We start from the raw sequence: 18,020 nt of genomic DNA, 5'->3' as shown, positions 1-18,020 counted from the left end.
CGGGGCCACATGGGGTGCGGCCCCGCCGTAATCAAGTTTGCCCTGGCGCGCCGTGAGGCGGCGTTTGCGATTTTTTACAATGCCCCGGAACCAGGATATAGATGTGAAGTGGGCGGGTGCGGGCCGCGGCTTTTTGGAAGGCGCGCCGTGTACCGGCCAAAATATTTTGAAGCATGAGGTCTGTGTATGCCGCGACCGCGAAAATGGCGCAAGGTCTGTTGTCTGCCGGAAAGCGACTGTTTTGGCCCCCTGGGGCCGCAAGCGCCGCAGGGTGAAGTGGTTATGACGGTAGATGAATACGAGGCCGTGCGCCTGATTGATCTGGAAGGGCTGAACCAGGAATCCTGTGCCGAAAAAATGCGCATTGCCCGCACCACAGTGCAGAGCATCTATGCCGCCGCGCGCCGCAAGGTGGCGGAAGCCCTGGTCAACGGACTGCGGCTGCGCATTACCGGCGGCGATTACCAGCTTTGCGACGGGCACGGTCCGCAGTGCGGAGTGGGGGGGTGTCGCCGGAGGCGGGGGGGCACGCTGCGCTAGGCAGTTAGCGAATGAAATGAGCTAACTGCTCTGCAAGGATTTTCTTGAAAATCCTTGCCACGAAATGCGAGAAGGCAGGCTTTTGCCTGCCGTAAGCGAGCATTTCAAGTGTTAAATGCTCTAAGGGGTCCCGCCGGAAGGCGGGGGTGTCGCTGCGCGACCACACCCCTTTATGCCGCGCGCAACTTCCGGGGAAAAGTCGCCCGGATGCGCGGATCGGGAATGTGGTGGGCTGTGAGGGCACAGGCCCGGAGAAAAAGCTGACGCTGGGGGCAACGGCCTGGAAAAACACCGCATCTGTCAGTGAGGAAAAGAAGTTTTTTGAAGGGGATGGGGGGGCGTGGGGGGAAGGGGGGACTTTTGTGAACAAAAGTCCCCCTTCCCCCCACAAAAAATTAACTTGCCGAGTTGGCGGCGGCCACGCGGCGGGCGGCCTGGCCATCGGCGCGCTTGTGGCGGGCGGCTTTCTGGCTGGGGGCTTTTTTGGCTTTGGCGGCTTTGAGCTGTTTGTCCTGCTGTCGGGCGGCCTTGCGCACATGCTGCTTGCGTGCGGGCTGGTCTGCGCCGGCGTAGAGGCGGCTGGCTTCGCGGGCCAGGAGGTGGGGGTCGGGGTGGTAGGCGTTGGGGGGCAGAGTATCAAGAGCGGCGGTGACGGAGACAGCCTGGTTGGTGCAGACCTTGAAGCCTGCGTCCAGCAGACGGAAGGCTTCTATACTGCGGGTGCGGCCATCGGGCGCGGCCATAATCACGGCCAGGAGGCGGTGGTTTCCCTGGGCGGCGGTAAAAATAAGATTATAGCCTGAAGCGTTGGTCCAGCCGGTTTTGAGGCCGTCCGCGCCGGGGTACTGGCCGAGCAGGGGGTTACGGTTCCAGGTAATGCTGCCCCTGTGGTTAAGCACATGGGTGCTGTGAAAGCGCAGGGCCTCCGGATAGGTGCGCAGATAGGCGCGGGCAAGGGCCAGCATGTCGCGCGCGGTGGTCACTTGGCCGCGGGCGGGCAGGCCGTGGGGGTTGACGAAGACGCTGTCGCGCATGCCCAGGCTGCGGGCCTTGGCGTTCATCATGTTGACGAAGGCGGGCACAGAGCCGCCCACAAATTCGGCTGCAGCGGTGCTGGCATCGTTGCCTGAAGAAACGGCCATGCCCGTGAGCAGTTGTTCCAGAGTGAGTTGTTCACGCTGGCGCAGGCCCATGCGGGAGCCGCCGGTGCGCGCGGCCAGACGACTGATGGTCACCGGGCTGTCCAGGCTGGCGAGGCCGGCGCGGATCTGGTCCATAACCAGAAACATGGAAAGAACTTTTGTTAGTGAAGCTGGTGGAATGGGGGTATCAGCATTTTGCTCGAAGAGGATGGCGTCCTGATCCAGGTCGTAGAGGATGGCGGCGCAAACCCCCACGGCCCCGTGCGTCGGCACTGGAGGCGCGGCGCGGCTTGTGGCGGGCAGTCCGGCTAAAAGCCAGCACAGGCAGCACAGGGTCAGGAAAGCAACGCGCGACGCGCGGGGCGCGTCGGCAAAAAACGGTGAGTTCATGCGTATACCCTCGGTTCGCTCCGGGTCCGTGGCGGTTTCGCCTGGGCAGCTGACGTTTGGAAGGGGCAGGCCGTGCACAACGGAAGTGCGGGCGGAAATAGCTCTAATCTAGAAAAACAATAGACAGTTTATTGCCTGTACGCGAGAAATCCGGCAAATGCAAGCGGGCCGGGCCGGGGGAGGAAGAGGCTTGGCCGTTGCGGGCACGTGTTTATCGGAGGGAGCCCTTGCGGGGAGTCGGGCAGAGCCCTTTTCGTTGCAATTCTCCTGCGGCAGTGCGAGGCGGCCACGGGCCGCCAAGGCGTTACGTAAGCCTTATGCAGCCGGACGTGAAACCGGCCTGCCTGAGGCGCTGAACCAGTCTGTTTCCCACGCAAAAATGTTATGCGGGCGGCTGTTGCGGCAGGCGGGCGTCGGTATGCAGGCACATATGCCTGACAATGCCGTCCACTAGGCCGATTTTGGGAATGATAATCCGTGTAGCGCCCACAGTGTCCGCCACTTCCAGAAAGATTTCCAAGGCGGGCACAATAACGTCCGCACGGTAGCTGTTGAGCCGGAACTTGTCCATGCGATCTTCCAGGCTCAGCCCGCGCAGCGCCATGTGCAAATTGCGCAGCTCTTGCGGGGTGGCGGATTTCCCTTCTTTTTTATCCAAGAGTTTTGCTATCTTGTTAATGTTTCCGCCAGTGGCGATAATTTTGCGCGGTTGGTAGGTCTTGGTCAGGCTGGCTAACTCGCGCGCCAGCCGTCGGCGTTCGTCCGGAGCCACGGCCCCGGCAAGTAGCCGCAGTGTGCCCACTTGGAAGGAAAAGGCCTCGACCAGAAGCCCGCCGCGCGCCAGGACGATCTCCGTGCTGCCGCCGCCCACATCCACATAAAGGACCGCCTCGCTATCTTCCATATAGCGGGAAAAGACATTGGCTTCGAACAGGATTTCCGCTTCCTCGATGCCGGAAATAATGGACATATCCAGGCCGGTATCGGCCTTGACGGCGGCCAGGAGGTCCAGGCCGTTGGCGGCGTCACGCATGGCGCTAGTGGCGCAGATGCGGTAGTGGTCCACGCTGTAGGCCCGCATGAGGTGTGCGAGGGCCTGCATGGCCTCACGGAAGAGCGCCTTTTTTTCGTCCGAGATGCGCCCTCGTGCGAATACGTCCGCTCCCAGCCGTAGGGGAATGCGCAGATAGGCGCTTTTTTTGGCGGGCCTGTCAGGTCGCAAGCGGCTCACGTCGCTGATCAGACAGCGTACGGCATTGGAGCCCACATCCACGGCGGCCACGGTTTGCAAGTTCATATCTGCGCTCCGCGTGGGGCATTGTCCCTGGCTTTGGCGGCGTCCGTCTTTTGTCTTCGCTTGGGGGACGTCCCCTGGCGCAGGGCTTTGCGGGCGTAATAGTCGTAGAGCAGAAGCTGCGATCGGCAGGGCACCGCCGTGAGGCCGGTATGGTAACTGTTGCAGCAGGCGTCATCAAGTACCCTGGCCTTAACGTTGTCCGACCATTGGATGGCGAAAATATCCCGCAAAGTACGTGCCAGACGGGGGCAGTCCACAGGAGCCGCGACCTCTATGCGTCGGTCCAGGTTGCGGGGCATCCAGTCTGCGCTGGCGATGTAGACTTTTTCTTCATCGGCGTTGCAGAAAATCAGAATACGGGCGTGCTCCAAAAATTTGTCTACAATGCTGATGGCCCAGATATTTTCGCTCAGGCCCGGCACCTGCGGCTTAAGACAGCAGGCCCCGCGCACGATAAGCCGTACCTCCACCCCTGCGGCTCCGGCCTTGTAAAGCAGGCGGATCATGCCTTCGTCCGTGAGGCTGTTGAGTTTGGCAAAAATATAGGCGGACTTTCCAGCGCGGGCATTTTTGATTTCTTTTTCTACCAACCGGCTGAAAAATGTGCGCATGTGGTAGGGGGCCACCACCAGGTTGGCACATTCCAGGGGTTTGTGCGAAGCGTCCAGCACGCTGAAGATGCGGCGTGCGTCCTCGGCAAAGCCGGGGGCGGCGGTAAGCAGCCCCACATCACTGTAGAGCCGGGCCGTGTCCTCGTTAAAATTGCCGGTGCCGATGTAGGTATAGCCGTTTTTCTGTCGGCCCTCCATGCGTTCTACCAGCACAAGTTTGCAGTGCACCTTAAGATCCTTGACGCCGTGGATAATGTGGACTCCGGCCTGGCGCAACACATCCACGGCCTTGACGTTGCGTTCTTCATCAAAGCGGGCCATGAGCTCTACAAACGCGGTGACGCGCTTGCCGTTCTGGGCCGCGTTGGCCAGAGCATTAATGACCCTGGATTGGTCCGCCGTGCGGTAAAGCGTGATGCTGATGTCCGTCACCTTGGGGTCAATGGCCGCTTCTCCTAAAAAGTCCACCATGTGGTTGAAGGAGTGGTAGGGAAAGTGCAGCAGAATATCTTTCTTTTTCACTACCTTTAAAATACTTGAAAAAGGCGTCAGATCCGGATGGGCCAGGGGCGGAGGCATATTGCTTTCCAGGTCCGGCCGCACCTGCGGAAAATGCATCAGGCTGCGCATCATGTGGTAGCGGCCGCCGGGGTTGAGTTCTCCAGACTTCAGATTGAGCTTAGAGGCCAGCAGCGCCAGCAAATCGGCGGGCATGGCCTGGTCGTAGATCAGGCGCACGGGTCGACCGCGCAGACGGTGTTCCAAGCCTTCTTCCATTTTTTCAATAAGGCTTTTAGATACGTCATCGTCCAGTGAAAGCTCGGCGTCACGCATTACTTTGAAGGTATAGGCGGAAATTTTTGCGTAGCTGAACATAAAAAAAATGTTGTTCAGACACAGGCGGACGATGTCGTCCACAAAAATGATGTCATGACAGCCGGGCTGGGAGGGCATTTCCACAAAGCGGGGGCAGCTGGCGTTGACGGGAATGCGGATAATGGCGTAGCGCGCTTTTTTGTTGCCTTCCGGGGCCATGCGGACAGCGTGGTAGATGTGGCTGTCCTGCAAAAAAGGCAGGCGGGCGCGGCGGTTGAGGATCAGGGGCACCAACTGGGGTTTAATGACATCGGCAAAGTAGGCGCGGCAAAAAATTTCCTGCCCTGTGGTCAATTGGTGTTCGTCCCGTACGCGAATGCCCTGGCGCGCCAGGGCTGCCAGCACTTCCGCGTAGGTGGCGCTGAAGGCCGCCTGCCCCCGTGCCGCCCTTTCGTTGACGCGGCGCAGGGCTTCTTGTGGGCTGAGGCCACCCATGAGCAGGGGGCGGCGCGGATCTCTTTCGCGGCATAAGCGCACCAGCGCGGCCAGCCGCACTCGGATAAATTCATCCTGATTGCTGGAAAATATCCCCAAAAATCGTAAGCGCTGCACCAGAGGATTGGCCGGATCGCGGGCTTCCTGTAAGATGCGTTCGTTAAAGCACAACCAGCTCAGCTCCCGGTTGTTCATCCTGGCGCTGTCGTTCATCACGCGGGCTCCGTTTTTTGTGTTTTGCCCGGCTTATAGGCCTCCTTTGTGAAAATATGGCGACAGTACGGAAAAAATTGCGGCGTAGACTTGTGGTGCATTTTCCCCAGGGCAGGCGCACTGCCTTACCCGCAGGCATAACAACAGGTTGACCGGATTCCTGCCCGCCGTGCCCTTGGCCGCGAAAAAAGCTGCGGCGCAGGGCGTAGTTACGCCTCGTCCGCAGAGGTGTCCATGCGGAAATCTACGCGGATTTTGAACAGTTTGGTGGCGGGCAGGTTGAGGATGTCCACGCCCGTGTCGCGGCTGATGGCGTCCAGGGTAGCCTGGGCGTCCTGCCGCGAGGGACTGATGAGGGTGAACCAGATGTTATAGGCGTGTTCGCGCTGGTAGTTGTGGGTGACGCCTGGTTCGGCATTGACGCGCTCCACAAAGGCGGCCATGCGCGCCTCCGGCACTTTGGCGGCGCAGAGGGTGGAAACATAGCCCAGCTTGGCGGATTGAAAGTTGGCCCCCAGGCGGCGGATGATCTTACGGGCCTTGAGGGCGCGCACCCGCGTAAAGGCTTCCTCTTCGCTGATGCCCAGCTGCTCCCCCAGCACGGCGTAGGGACGCGGAGCCAGGGGAAAGGCCGTCTGGATAATGTCCAGCAGTTGTCTGTCCGTGCGGTCCAGGGTCTCCTGGGGCGTGGCCGTATCCGTGGCTTTTTCGCGGGCCTGGGTCATGCTTTCTCTCCCTTGGGGCGCAGTTTTGCCGGAATATAGGTGCAGAGGGGCTCTTCGCCCATGTGGTCATTGTCCATGCTGTAAGCGCGGGCGCGGCAGCCGCCGCAGACCTTGTGATACTCGCACACGCCGCATTTGCCCTTGTAACAGGATTGGTCGCGGAACTGCAGAAAATACTTGCTGCTGCGCCAGATTTCGGGAAAGGGCGTTGTGCGCACGTTGCCGCAGTTGAGTTCCAGGTAGCCGCAGGGCTGCACCTGGCCCACATGGCTGATGAAGCAGAAACCCGTGCCGCCCAGACAGCCGCGGGTGTGGGCGTCCATGCCAAAGGTTTCGGCCGTGACGCTGAGGCCTTCTTCCCGCGCGCGCTGGCGCATGATGCGGTAGTAGTGCGGCGCGCAGGTGGCCTTGAGGTGCATGCTGGTGCCTTTGCGGAAGTCGTAGAGCCAGTGCAGCACGTCTTCGTATTCCTGAGCCGAGATGACCTGGTCGGCCAGACCAGAGGCGCGGCCCATGGGCACCAGCAGAAAGATGTGCCAGGCCGCCGCGCCGATGCGCTCACAGAGCTCGAAGATTTTTTTGAAGCTGCTCAGGTTGTTGCGGGTGACGGTGGTGTTGATCTGAAAGGGCACGCCCGCGGCTTTGAGGTATTCTATACCCCGCAGGCTGGCTTCAAAAGCGCCGGGTACGCCGCGGAAGCTGTCGTGGCTGGCCGCGTCCGGTCCATCGATGGAGATGGAGCAGCGGTTGACCCCGGCGGCCTTGATTCTGGCCGCCGTTTCCGGGGTGATGAGGGTGCCGTTGGGCGAAAAGGCGCAGGGCAGGCCCTTGGCGTGGGCATAAGCTACCAGCTCGTAGACGTCGGCCCGCATCATGGGGTCGCCGCCCGTGAAGATGATGATGGGACGGCCCACCTGGGGGAAGGTGTCGATAAGGGCCTTGGCCTCGGCTGTGGAAAGTTCGCCGGGGTAGGGCTCCGGATGGGCCTCGGCCCGGCAGTGCTTACAGGCCAGGTTGCAGGAGCGGGTCACTTCCCAGGCAATGAGCCGGCACACGGGGCTGCCGTCCGGCAGGGCGGCGGGTCCGCCCTTGTGCGCGCCCTTGTGCGCTCCGGGATGTCCGCCTGCAGTGTGTCCGCCGGGATGCCCGGCCAAAGCCGCAGACCCTTCCTCAGCGGGGGGCGCAACATCGGGCAGGCCGCAGGTGGGGTTGCCGCTCAGGCCTGGGGGGGGGCAGTGGTGGGACATCAGCGGACCAGCCTTTCCTTGAGCAGGGTTTCGGTAAAATAGGTGATGATCATGTCCGCGCCTGCGCGCTTGAGGCCGGTGAGGGATTCGAGCATGACGGCGCGTTCGTCCACCCAGCCGTTAAGCCCGGCGGCGCGGATGAGGGAGTATTCGCCGCTGACCTGGTAGGCGCAGAGGGGCACGCTGACGTGGTCGCGCACCGTGCGGATAATGTCGCTGTACGGACCGGCGGGCTTGACGATCAGGGCGTCCGCGCCTTCTTCCAGGTCGGCCAGGGCTTCAATGAGGGCCTCGCGGGCGTTGGCCGGGTCCATCTGGTAGGACTTGCGGTCGCCGCAGGCCGGGGCGCTTTCGGCCGCGTCGCGGAAGGGGCCGTAGTAGGCCGAGGCGTATTTGACGGCGTAGGAAAGGACGGGCGTTTCCGTCAGACCGCCCTGGTCCAGGGCCTCGCGGATGGCGGCCACGCGGCCGTCCATCATGTCCGAAGGGGCCACCATGTCGGCCCCGGCTTCGGCGTGACTCACGGCGGTTTTGGCCAGCAGGGGCAGGGTGGCGTCGTTGAGTACCGCGCCGTCGGGCATGAGCACGCCGCAGTGGCCGTGGCTCATGTATTCGCAGAGACAGACGTCGGTGATGACCAGCAGCTTGGGCCAGCGCTGTTTGAGCAGGCGCACGGCCTGCTGCACAATGCCGTTTTCAGCATAGGCTCCGCTGGCCTGTTCGTCCTTAACGGCCGGAATGCCGAACAGGATCACGGCCGTGAGGCCCGTATCCACGGCCTTGGCCACCTGCTTTTCCAGCTCTTGCAGGCTGAGCTGGTACTGGCCGGGCATGGAGGGAATTTCTTTACGCAGGCCCGCGTCTGCGGTTTCCACCACAAAATAGGGCATGATCAGGTCTTCGCTCAGGAGGGGCGGAGTTTCGCGGACCAGGGTGCGGAGCTCCGGGGTCCAGCGCAGGCGGCGGCCCCTGTGGAATGCGTTCATGATGTGCTTCCTTGTTATGTTCGCCGGGCGCGCTAAAAACGGCGGCGCGCCAAGGAGAAGTTTTTGCCATTGTCCTGCGGGCAAAGCGCCCTGTCAAGGGCGGGACGGCGCAAGCAGACGTGTCGCGTGTCCTGCTGCGCCGTTTTTGCCCGCCGGTTTTTGGCGGGTCAGGCCGTGCGCAGCACAAGCCGGCTGATTTCGGCGGGCACGCCGAGCCTTACGGGAAAGCCCGCCCACAGACCCACGCCGGGGCCGACAAAAAGCCGCATGGCGTCCACATCATAGAGCCCGCGGACAAATCCGTCGTTGCGGGCGGCGACGATCTGGTCAAAGCCCAGCATCTGCCCGCCGTGCGTGTGTCCGGAAATCTGCAGGTCAATGCCGTGGGCGGCGTTTTCGCGCGCGCCTACGGGCTGGTGCGCCAGCAACAGCGTGGCGGCCCCGGCCGGAGCTCCGGCCAAGGCTTTTTCCAGGTCCGGGCCGGGCCTGCCGAAGAGGGGGGCCATGGGGTCATTGAGGCCCGCAATGACCAGGGGGGTTCCCCCAATGTCCACAACCGTATGAGCGTTGTGCAGGAGGGGCAGGCCCAGGGCGGCAAAATGCCGCATCCAGCCGGCATAGTCGGCATAATATTCGTGGTTGCCCTCGCAGGCATACACCCCGTAGCGGGCGCGCAGCAGCCCCAGCGGGGCCACGTCGGCGTCCCTGTTGGTGGTGGTTCCGTCCACCAGGTCGCCGGTGCAGACAATGAGGTCCGGGCGCAGAGCGTTGACGGCCGCCACAATGGCCGCCACGCGGGGCGCGTGCAGCAGGGCCGAGGCGTGCAGGTCCGTAAGCTGCACAACCACAAGGCCATGCAGCGCGGCGGGCAGGCGGCGCAAAAAAATTTCCGTTGTTTTGACGGCCGGAATCCGCAACGCCTCTTTAAAGCCGTAAGCGCCCACGGTCAGCCCCAGACCGGCCAGGGCAACGGCCCGCCTGCCCGGCGAAAAGGGCGTGCTGCGCCGGCACGTCAGTTTGCGCACAAGCAGGAGCCCCAGCCGCAGGCCGTCGCGCAGCAGCAAGAGGGCGAAAATGACGGTCATGACGATGAAGGCCGCACTGAAGGCCGCCAGCACAAAGTAGGGCATCTCCGGCGAGCTGAGCGAACCGGACAGGAAACGGACACACAGATGGTACTGCGAGACCAGCAGGGCAAGCGTTGCGGCAAGAGCCTTGCCCCGGGGCGGCAAAGGCGCGGGCAGGATCAGCCGGAAGGTCACGTAGAAGAAGAGCAGGACACCGTAAAGATGGATGAGTATCATAAACCCTGCTGCCGGTTCCGACCCGCGAAAACTGCGGGACAAAGCGGCGTGGCTGGCATGTTTCTGGATCGTCTGGCCGGGGGAACGGCGTGCGGCGCTGGCATTGGGGGCGGGCGGGGGCGCCGGCGCTGGCTTTTGTGTCCGGCCGGGGGGGGGCCCCCTGTGCTGTGCGGAAAGAGGATTTTTTGCAGGATGGGGGAGGCAACGTCAGGGTCGTGCCGTTTTGCACGGGCCCCGACGCTTCCTTCCCCGCAATAACGCGCCCTTACAGTCCTATTTCTTCGTCCGTAAGGTAACAGGCGGGATCCTGGGCCCAGATGTCGCCGTAGAAGGCTTCGGCGCGGGCGCGGAAGTTGCCGCCGCAGATGTTGAGATAGCGGCACTTGGCGCAACGGCCCTTGACGTGGGTTTTTTTGTCCTTGAGCTGGTGCAGCAGTTCAATGTCGGGGTCGTCCCAGATCTGGGAGAATGGGCGCTCCAGCACATTGCCGAAGACGTGCTGCCGCCAGAACTGGTCGGCGTGCACCTTGCCGTCCCAGGAGATACAGCCGATGCCCCGGCCGGAGTTGTTGCCCTCATTGTACTGGAGAAGCTCAAAAACATCCTCGGCGCGTTTGGGGTCTTCGCGCTTGAGGCGCATCCAGACGTAGGGGCCGTCGGCGTGGTTGTCCACGGTGAGGATTTCTTTGGGCTTGCCCGCGTCAAACAGGGCACGGGTTTCGTCCATAATGAGGTCCAGCACCTGGCGGGTTTCGCTGTGGTCCAGGTCTTCCTTGATGAGGTCTGAGCCGCGCCCGGAATAGACCAGGTGGTAGAAGCAGGCGCGGGGCACTTCCAGTTCGCGCAGCAGGCGGAAGATGCCGGGAATTTCAGCCACGTTACGCTTGTTGATGGTAAAGCGCAGGCCCACTTTGAGGCCCTCGGCCTGACAGTTGGCAATGCCCTCCAGGGCCTTTTTAAAGGCCCCCGGCACGGCGCGGAACTTGTCATGCACGGGCTCCATGCCGTCCAGCGAAACGCCCACATAGGAAAGCCCTACGGACTTGAGTTCGCGGGCCTTGGCCTTGGTGATGAGCGTGCCGTTGGTGGAGATGACCGCCCGCATGCCCTTGGCCGTGGCGTGGCTGGCCAGCTCCACCAGGTCTTTGCGCACCAGGGGCTCACCGCCGGAAAAAAGCATGACCGGCGCGCCGTAGGCGGCCAGATCGTCGATCATGGCCTTGGCCTGGGTGGTGCTGATCTGGTCCTCGCCGTCCACGGGCACGGCCTTGGCATAGCAGTGCACGCACTTGAGGTTGCAGCGCTGGGTCATGTTCCAGACCACAACGGGTTTTTTATCCTTGGAAAATTGCAGCAGATGGGAGGGCAGCTTGCCCGATTGCCGCCCGTAGCGCAGGGCGTCGGAGGGTTCCACCTGGCCGCAGTAGAGTTTGGAGATGCCGATCATGGCGTATATGTCCTCATGCGTCCAGCAGGCGCTGGTGTAACAGGGCGAACGCGGCTTCCAGGCCTTCGGGCCTGGTGCCGCCGGCCTGGGCCATGTCCGGGCGTCCGCCGCCCGAACCGCCGCACGGGGCCGCGACTTCCTTGATCAGGGCCGGGGCCGTAAATGTGTTGTGCAGATCCTTGGAAACATAGACAAGCAGACCCACCTTGCCGTCCTCTACCGTGGCCAGGCAGGCCACGGCCTTTTCCGGCAGGCGGGCGCGCACGTCGTCCATGAGGCCGCGCAGGGCCTTGATGGGCACGCCGTCCAGGCGGGCGGCCAGCAGACGCCGGCCGTTGACTTCCTTGACCTGCGAAACCAGGTCCGCGCCCGTGGCCGGGGCGGCCTTTTCCGAAGCCTTGCGCAGCTTCTTGATTTCGCCGTGCAGGGCCTGCACCCGCTCGGCCAGCTGGCCCGGCCGGGCTTTGAGCAGGTCGGCCAGGGAGGCCAGCTCGGCCCGCTGCTCCACGGCGCGGGCATAGGCGTTCCAGCCGGTGACGGCTTCAATGCGCCGCACCCCGGCGGCCACGCCGCTTTCGGAAACAATCAGGAAGGAACCGGCCTCGCCCGTACGGGAAAGGTGCGTGCCGCCGCACAGTTCCACGGATTCCGGCGCGTCTGCCGTCGGGTCGGCCACGGTCAGCACGCGCACGGCATCGCCGTATTTTTCGCCGAACAAGGCCATGGCTCCGCTGGCCATGGCTTCGGCCACGGGCATGATTTTGGTGCTGACGGGCATGTCCGCCAGAATGGCGCGGTTGACCTGGCGCTCTACAGCAGCCAGCTCTTCAGGGGTCAGGGCCGCAATGTGGGAAAAGTCAAAACGCAGATGCGTGCCGTCCACCAGTGAGCCCGCCTGCTTGACGTGGCTGCCCAGCACCCGGCGCAGGGCCGCGTGCAGCAAATGGGTGCAGGTGTGGTTGCGGGCCGTGGACGCGCGCTGGTCGGCGTCCACGGTCAGTTCTGCCGTGTCGCCCAAGCGTAGTTCGCCCGAATCCACATAAATTTCGTGCACCAACAGGGTGGGCGCGGGCTTGAGGGTGGTGCGCACCGTGGCTGCGCCTGAAGCGGAGCGCAGATGCCCCGCGTCTCCGGCCTGCCCGCCGCCCTCGCCGTAAAAGGGCGTGCTTTCCGTCACCACATAGCCTGTTTCGCCCTCGCCCAGCAGGTCCACGGCCGCGCCCGCCGCGTTGCGCAGGTCCGTGACCGGGCTTTGGGCCGTAAGACGCTCGTAGCCCACAAAGGTGCTGGTCAGGCCCGCGTCCAGCAGAGGCTGGAAGGGATTGGCCCCCGCTCCGGCCTGGCCCAGCAGGCCGCCTTTTTTCTGGTGCTCGCGGGCGCGGGCGCGCTGCGCGGCCATGTGGGTTTCAAAGCCCGCCGCGTCGGCGGTAAAGCCGCGTTTTTCGGCCACGTCCGTAACAATGTCCAGGGGGAAGCCATAAGTGTCGTAGAGTTTGAAGCAGAAGTCGCCGGGGATGCGCGTTTTGCCCGCGGCCTTGAGGGCGGCCAGCTCTTCGTCCAGCAGCTCCAGGCCTTTCTGCAGCGTGAGGGAAAAGCGCTGCTCTTCCTCAAACACGGCGCGGGCGATAAAATCGGCATGTTCCGTCAGTTCGGGATAGGCGTCGCCCATGACCTCCGTGACCTTGCGGGCCACTTTGTACATGAAGGGCTCGTGTACGCCCATGAGGGTGGCAAAGCGTAAAGCCCGGCGGATGAGACGGCGCAGCACATAGCCCCGGCTTTCATTGGAGGGCAGCACGCCCCCGGCAATAAGAAAGGCTGCGGCGCGGCTGTGGTCGGCAATGACGCGCAGGGCCGTATCCACGTCGTTGGTGTCCGGCGCGCTGTAGCTGTAGCTTACGCCCGCCAGGCCCGCTGCGTACTGGATGATCTCCTGAAACAGGTCGCAGTCGAAGTTGGAGCGCTTGCCCTGCACGACGGCGGCCATGCGCTCCAGGCCCATGCCCGTATCGATGTTGGGCCGGGCCAGGGGTGAGCGCGTGCCGTCGGCGGCCTGGTCAAACTGGGTGAAGACCAGGTTCCAGATTTCCAGAAAACGGTCGCAGTCGCACTGGCCGATGCCGCAGTGGGGGCCGCAGGACATTTCTTCGCCCTGGTCCACATAGATTTCGGAGCAGGGGCCGCAAGGGCCCGTATCGCCCATGGTCCAGAAGTTGTCCTTCTCGCCCATGCGCACAATGCGTTCTTGCGGCAGACCGGCCAGCTCGGCCCACAGGGCGGCGGCCTCATCGTCTTCGCGGTAGACCGTGACCCAGAGCTTTTCCTTGGGCAGTTCCAGTTCTTTGGTCACAAACTCCCAGGCCCAGGCAATGGCCTCGCGTTTGAAGTAGTCGCCAAAGGAAAAGTTGCCCAGCATTTCAAAAAAGGTGTGGTGGCGCGCCGTGCGGCCCACGTTTTCCAGGTCATTGTGCTTGCCGGAAACGCGCAGGCATTTCTGACAGGTGGTGGCGCGGCTGTAGTCGCGCTTTTCCTCGCCCAGAAAAAGTTTTTTGAACTGCACCATGCCCGCATTGGTAAAGAGCAGGGTGGGGTCGTTGGGTGGAATGATGGGCCCGGAGGGCACAATGGCGTGCTGGTGACGCTGAAAAAATTCCAGATAGCGGCGGCGGATTTCTTTGGCGGTGAGCATAGTGGCTCCGTAGTGCAAGGCTGCGCGCGGCAGGGCGCGCCGCGCCCCCGGCGCGGCGTCCTCTGCCCGAAATTAAGGGCCTGATCAGTCGTAGTCGGGGGCGGGGGGCGGCGTTTCGTCCAGCTCCTCGCCGTCAGGAAGGCTTTCCTGCGGGTGCAGTCCCAGAAACTCCACGACCTTGGCTTCAATCTGGTTGCGCAGTTCGGGGGTTTCGTCCAGCAGGGCGCGCACCTTTTCACGTCCCTGGCCCAGCTTTTCCGCGCCAAAGGCAAACCAGGAGCCACTTTGCTCAATGACCTTGGCCTCAATGCCCAGGTCGATGAGTTCGCCGGAACGCGAAATGCCCTGACCGTACAAAATGTCGAAAATGGCGCTGCGGAAGGGCGGGGCCACCTTGTTTTTGACCACCTTGACCTTGGTGCGCGAACCGAAAGACTCTTCTTTGTCCTTGAGGGTCTGGATGCGGCGGATGTCCATACGCACCGAAGCGTAAAATTTGAGGGCGTTGCCGCCGGTGGTGGTCTCCGGGCTGCCGTAGCCTGTGACGCCGATCTTCATGCGGATCTGGTTGATGAAGATGACCGACGTGTGCGACTTGTGGATGGTGCCCGTAAGCCGCCGCATGGCGTGGGACATGAGCCGGGCGTGACCGCCCACCTGCGTTTCGCCCATGTCGCCGTCCAGTTCCGCCTGGGGAATCAGCGCGGCCACCGAGTCCACCACCACCAGATCCACCGCGCCGGAACGCACCAGCATATCCGCAATGTCCAAAGCCTGCTCGCCGTAGTCCGGCTGTGAAATGAGCAGCTCGTCCGTGTTGACGCCCAGCCTTTTGGCATAGCCCACGTCCAAGGCGTGCTCCGCGTCCACAAAGGCGCAGGTGCCGCCCTGCTTCTGACACTCGGCAATGATGTGCAGGGTAAGCGTGGTCTTGCCCGAAGATTCCGGGCCGAAGATCTCCGTGATGCGCCCGCGCGGAATGCCTCCCACCCCCAGGGCCAGGTCCAGACCGATGGAACCCGTGGGAATAACAGGGATGTTGACATGAGCCTCGTCGGAGAGCTTCATGACCGCACCCTTGCCGTATTTGCGCTCAATAGTGGAAAGCGCCGTGCCTAAGGCCTCGGCGCGCGCGTCCGCAGGACTGAGGGCCGGTTTTCTGGCCATATGTGTACTCCGTGTAAAGATGCCTTCAAGCTGTCAAGCATACCAAAGCCGCCCTCGCATGGCAAATGTTCCGGCCGGGCCGGAGGCGGTTGCAGACGTGCGGTCGGGATTTTTGTGTGGGGAAGAGGGCGAAAAAACGGGGGTGGCTATTTTGTGCCGTTGCCGTCGCCCACAGCCCGGACGCAGGCTTTTCCAGGAGATAATATTCCCTGATAATAGTATATTGAAAAAATAAATTTCTCTGACGTCACCCTTGTTACCCCGTTCAGGGTACGCCCGGCATATTGCCGGGAGGGAAAAAGTTTTTTGAAGGATAGGGGGTGTGGGGGGAAGGAAACTTTTGTTCACGAAAGTTTCCTTCCCCCCACTTCTTCCCCGTCTACTTCAGCTTTCGAAAAGCCTTTTCGGCGCCTTCGGGCAGGGGATAGACGTGTTCTTCAGCGGGGAAGGCCGCGGCGCGCACTTCGCGGGCGTAGGCTTCCACAGCGCCGCGCAGGGCCTGGCCCACCTCTCCGAAGCGTTTGACGAAGCGGGGGAGTTTGCCGGGGGTCATACCGGTCATGTCCTGCCAGACGAGCACCTGGCCGTCGCAGTCCGCGCCCGCGCCAATGCCGATGGTAGGGATGGTCAGGGCCTGGGTGATCTTGGCGGCCAGGGGGGCGGGAACGCATTCGAGCACCAGGGCGAAGGCCCCGGCGTCCTGCAGGGCGCGGGCGTCGTCCAGGAGTTTTTGGGCGGCCAGGGGGGTTTTGCCCTGTACCTTGTAGCCGCCGAAGGCGTTGACGGACTGGGGGGTGAGGCCCAGATGGCCCACCACCGGGATGGAGGCCCGCACCAGGGCGCGCACTTCGGGGCAGAAGTCCGCCCCGCCTTCCAGTTTGACGGCCTGGGCGCGGCCTTCGACCATGAGGCGGCCGGCGTTGCGCACCGCTTCTTCCACGCCCGTGTGGTAGCTCATGAAGGGCATGTCGCAGACCACCAGGGCTTCGCGTGTGCCGCGGGCCACGGCGGCGCAGTGGCGGATCATGTCGTCCAGGGTGACGGAGAGGGTGTCTTCGTAGCCCAGCATGACCATGCCCAGGGAATCGCCCACCAGGATGGCGTTAACCCCGGCGGCGTCCATGACCCTGGCCGTGCTGTAGTCGTAGGCCGTGATCATGACCAGTTTTTCCCCGCCCTTGGCTTCTCGAAAGGTGACTGCCGTATTTTTCATGAGCGTGCCTCCGCAGGTTGTTGGTCGTTGGCGGCCTGGGCCAGGCCCATGAGCAGGTGGGTCAGCTTGGCCGCCGTAAAATCCGCGTGGTGCAGGCCGGGTATGGGGGCCAGCTCCACCACGTCCAGGCCCGCCACCCGGCGGCCCGCCACGCAGCGTTCCAGAATGAACTGGGCCTCGCGCCAGTTGAGGCCGCCGGGCGAGGGCGTACCCGTGGCCGGCATGAGGGAGGAGTCCAGTCCGTCCAGGTCAAAGGTGATGTAGATATTGTGGGGGAATCCTTCGGGAAAGGGTTTTTCCGGCAGGCCCACGCGGGCCAGGAAGCGTGCGTCGTAGTGCGTCACGCCCAGGCGCTCGCGCGTGGCGGCCTCTTCGCGGCAAAAGTCCCGCACGGCAAACTGGACCAAGGGCAGGCCCAGGTCCGCCGCAGCCCGGTACATGACGCAGGCGTGGGAATAGGGGTCGCCCTCATAGCTCTGGCGCAGGTCGGCGTGGGCGTCAAACTGCACCACGCCCAAAGGCTCACCGCGTTGTTTTGCCCGCGTCGCCAGGGCGCGCAGGGCCCCCAGGGTGACCGTGTGCTCGCCGCCCAGCAGCACGGGCACGGCCCCACAGTCCAGAGCCGTGTCAACGGCGGCCGTAATGCGGTCCAGCACCTCTGCCACCGGGCCGGTGCAGTCCACGGGCGGGGCAGTATAAAAACCTGTCTCGCCGGGCGCGAGGCCGCTTTCCCAGGCTTCCAGCTGCTGCGAGGCGGCCAGCAGGGCCGCCGGGCCTTGGGCCGCGCCCCCGCCGTAAGAAACGCTGCGCTCCAGCGGTACGGGGATGATGTGAAAGCCCGCGCGTGCCGGCGGGCAGGGCGGATATTCCGAAGCCAGAAAATGCTCGTGCATGCTGTTCACCGTGGTTTGGAGATAAAAAAACGGCCCGCTTGGGGAGGCAGGCCGTTTCGTTTGGAGGAGGCTGTCAGCAAAAGAAAGGAAGGTACTCTTTCTATTGCAATGGCCGTGCCAAGAAAAATACGCGGATGATTTTTTCTAATATATTGATTTTACAAACTTTTGTTAATAACGCCCGTATGCCGCTCCGTAAAAATTGTTTAACCGGCAAGGCGTTCTCCCGGCCTTGTGGGGCCCTACGTGTACAAAATCTTGCTCCGGGCCGGGATCACTGTACGGTGGTTTTGGGGGGCGTTGCCGCGCCGGACTGGATGGAGATGGAGAGTTTTTCGCCCAGTTCCCGGGCTGCCGGGGTGGCCGTCCATTCCGTAAACAGCTTACGCCACGCGCCGAAGTCCAGAAATGCCTGGTCCAGTTGGCTTTCGTGCATCTGCACCCAGGCGTTGAAGAGCTGCAGGCGCACCTGAAAGGCCGTGCTGCCGAAGATCATGCCTGCAGTGTCGCGCGGTATGGTCTTGCCGTCCATCTGTTCCAGTACAAAGTGGCAGACGGCCTGGCGCGAGGTTTCAAAATCCACTTCCTTGCCGTTCATGGCGTCGGCCAGGGGCAGCAGGTGGGGGTAGAGCTCACTGATGCGCTCCATGCCTTTGACCGGCACGGCCATAAACAGGGGCGCTTCACCGTCTTCATGGGCGGGGGCGTCGGGCTTTTCACTGATGAAATAGAAGCGCAGCCAGTTTTCAAACATGACGGCTTCCAGCACCTGGTCCACGGTTTTTTGGAATTGTTCCTGTTCCTGGGGCATGGCGTTTCCTCGCAGTGTGCGTCGCGTCCTGGCG

14 protein-coding genes are annotated in these 18,020 nt (G+C 62.9%); 1 reads left to right on the top strand and 13 read right to left on the bottom strand.

Annotation, left to right across the window (positions count from 1 at the left end):
* The first annotated feature begins 186 nt into the window (after positions 1–186).
* Positions 187–540: a DUF134 domain-containing protein gene (locus EB812_RS08955; RefSeq protein WP_130958117.1), complete on the top strand. Its 354-nt coding sequence runs from the start codon at positions 187–189 to the stop codon at positions 538–540.
* Positions 541–935: 395 nt separating this feature from the next.
* Here the strand turns inward: EB812_RS08955 and EB812_RS08950 are convergent, their stop codons facing one another.
* From EB812_RS08950 to EB812_RS08890, 13 genes are all read right to left on the bottom strand, one after another.
* Complete coding sequence (locus EB812_RS08950; protein ID WP_130958116.1) at positions 936–2,072, bottom strand: D-alanyl-D-alanine carboxypeptidase family protein; 1,137 nt, start codon at positions 2,070–2,072, stop codon at positions 936–938.
* 382 nt (positions 2,073–2,454) lie between these two features.
* Positions 2,455–3,369: a Ppx/GppA phosphatase family protein gene (locus tag EB812_RS08945; RefSeq protein ID WP_118230112.1), complete on the bottom strand. Its 915-nt coding sequence runs from the start codon at positions 3,367–3,369 to the stop codon at positions 2,455–2,457.
* Entirely contained in the window at positions 3,366–5,504 is a 2,139-nt protein-coding gene (gene ppk1, locus EB812_RS08940; protein ID WP_242621257.1) for a polyphosphate kinase 1, read from the bottom strand. Before ppk1 ends, EB812_RS08945 begins: the two co-directional genes overlap by 4 nt.
* A gap of 209 nt (positions 5,505–5,713) precedes the next feature.
* A complete protein-coding gene (gene ahbA, locus EB812_RS08935) occupies positions 5,714–6,229 on the bottom strand; it encodes a siroheme decarboxylase subunit alpha (protein ID WP_130958115.1) in 516 nt (171 codons plus the stop codon).
* Positions 6,226–7,476, bottom strand: coding sequence for a heme b synthase (ahbD, locus tag EB812_RS08930; protein WP_165450932.1), 1,251 nt, complete (start codon positions 7,474–7,476; stop codon positions 6,226–6,228). The genes ahbA and ahbD overlap by 4 nt, the downstream gene beginning before the upstream one ends.
* Complete coding sequence (gene hemB / locus EB812_RS08925; RefSeq protein WP_165450931.1) at positions 7,476–8,462, bottom strand: porphobilinogen synthase; 987 nt, start codon at positions 8,460–8,462, stop codon at positions 7,476–7,478. Before hemB ends, ahbD begins: the two co-directional genes overlap by 1 nt.
* Before the next feature lie 167 nt (positions 8,463–8,629).
* A complete protein-coding gene (locus EB812_RS08920) occupies positions 8,630–9,766 on the bottom strand; it encodes a metallophosphoesterase (RefSeq protein WP_118230115.1) in 1,137 nt (378 codons plus the stop codon).
* Between the two features lie 265 nt (positions 9,767–10,031).
* On the bottom strand, positions 10,032–11,213 hold the full coding sequence (gene ahbC, locus EB812_RS08915; protein ID WP_118230116.1) for a 12,18-didecarboxysiroheme deacetylase: 1,182 nt from the start codon (positions 11,211–11,213) through the stop codon (positions 10,032–10,034).
* 13 nt (positions 11,214–11,226) lie between these two features.
* Entirely contained in the window at positions 11,227–13,902 is a 2,676-nt protein-coding gene (gene alaS / locus EB812_RS08910; protein ID WP_118230117.1) for an alanine--tRNA ligase, read from the bottom strand.
* Between the two features lie 84 nt (positions 13,903–13,986).
* A complete protein-coding gene (recA, locus tag EB812_RS08905) occupies positions 13,987–15,069 on the bottom strand; it encodes a recombinase RecA (RefSeq protein ID WP_118230118.1) in 1,083 nt (360 codons plus the stop codon).
* Between the two features lie 379 nt (positions 15,070–15,448).
* Positions 15,449–16,282 carry a 3-methyl-2-oxobutanoate hydroxymethyltransferase gene (panB, locus tag EB812_RS08900; RefSeq protein WP_118230119.1) on the bottom strand — a complete coding sequence of 278 codons (834 nt, stop codon included), beginning with the start codon at positions 16,280–16,282 and terminating at the stop codon, positions 15,449–15,451.
* On the bottom strand, positions 16,279–17,175 hold the full coding sequence (locus EB812_RS08895; RefSeq protein ID WP_118230120.1) for an agmatinase family protein: 897 nt from the start codon (positions 17,173–17,175) through the stop codon (positions 16,279–16,281). Before EB812_RS08895 ends, panB begins: the two co-directional genes overlap by 4 nt.
* 274 nt (positions 17,176–17,449) lie before the next feature.
* The gene (locus EB812_RS08890; RefSeq protein ID WP_118230121.1) at positions 17,450–17,986 is read right to left on the bottom strand and encodes a hypothetical protein; all 537 of its coding nucleotides are present in this window, start codon (positions 17,984–17,986) and stop codon (positions 17,450–17,452) included.
* Positions 17,987–18,020 lie beyond the last annotated feature (34 nt).

Origin of the sequence: Desulfovibrio legallii (genome assembly GCF_004309735.1) — a bacterium.
In the GTDB taxonomy this organism is placed as follows: Bacteria; Desulfobacterota; Desulfovibrionia; order Desulfovibrionales; family Desulfovibrionaceae; genus Desulfovibrio; species Desulfovibrio legallii.
This window is presented reverse-complemented; position numbering and strand designations above follow the sequence as displayed.